Genomic DNA, 1162 nt, shown 5'->3' with positions numbered 1-1162 from the left:
CGCCTGGTTGCCGCGCGCCCCCGGGCGGAGGCGTACGCCCGGGGCGGGAGGCGTGCGCCGGGGGCGCCGGAGGCGGGCCCCCGGAGCTCGGGCTTTCGGAGCTCGGGGCGCGGGGCTCCCGGGGCCTGTGGTGCGGACCTCGGGAAACGGATTTCTGGAGCACGCCCCGGACCGTGTAAAGTAGTCGATGTCGCCGAGGGAAACGGCCGGAAACAACCGGGAACCACGGTGACATCGCAGGTCAAGGGGCTATAGCTCAGTTGGTAGAGCGCTTGCATGGCATGCAAGAGGTCTGGGGTTCAATTCCCCATAGCTCCACAGAAGTCGAGAGCCGCCTCCCGGAAACGGGAGGCGGCTCTTCGCCGTTCTGCCCGTGCCACCGGTCGGAGAGCCCGGAATCCCGCTACCGTCGTGCCATGGCCGATCTGGAGCGAAGGCGGAACGAGGAACTGGCCCGGATACTCCACCAGCTCGGCTGGAGTCCGGAACGGCTCGCCCGCGAGGTGAGCCTCGCCCTGCCGCCGGGCCTCGCCATCAGCTCCACCGCCCCGTACAAGTGGCGCGACCGCGGCATGGTGCCGCGCAGCCCGCACGACCAGGCGGTCTGCGAGGTGCTCAGCCGCACCCTCGGCATCGCCGTCACCTACGAACAGCTCTGGGGCCGGATGGGCGGCCACCGCGGCGCCAAGATCCTCTCGCCCCGGCTGCTCACCGACCCGTGGACCGCCGACACCGCCCAGACCGCACTGCGCGAGGCCGCCACCGACGCCGGCCCGGTCCGCCTCACCGACCTGTTCCGCAGCGCCGACCTCGACCAGGCCGCCGCCCGCCTCGACTCCCCGCCACCGCCCGTCGGCGGCGGGGAGGGCGCGCTGCGCGTCGAACCCGGGCTGGTCGGCGAACTCGGCCTGTCCTACCGCAGCAAGCAGAAGCTCGAACGGGCCTGCGGCGGCGGCCTCGTCCTCGGCCCCGTCCGGGCCGAACTCGCCATGCTGGCCAAGCTGCTGGAACTCGGCGCGTACGACGAACGGCTCGGCCGCGAGCTGTACGGCACGGCCAGCAGACTCGCCCGGCTGGCCGGCTGGGCCGCGTACGACCTCGGCCACGACGCGGCCGCCCAGCGCGCCTTCGTCGCCGCGCTGCGCGCCGCCCACGTCAGCGG

At 73.4% G+C, this 1162-nt stretch carries 1 tRNA gene and 1 pseudogene; both read left to right on the top strand.

From position 1 onward, the window contains the following. Positions 1-245: 245 nt before the first annotated feature. Positions 246-318: transfer RNA gene (locus KS423_RS45870), tRNA-Ala, on the top strand. Positions 319-416: 98 nt separating this feature from the next. Further along, positions 417-1162: pseudogene (locus tag KS423_RS45865) on the top strand (hypothetical protein); the annotation flags it as partial.

Source organism: Streptomyces sp. LS1784 (assembly GCF_020103755.1).
Taxonomy (GTDB): domain Bacteria; phylum Actinomycetota; class Actinomycetes; order Streptomycetales; family Streptomycetaceae; genus Kitasatospora.
This window is presented reverse-complemented; position numbering and strand designations above follow the sequence as displayed.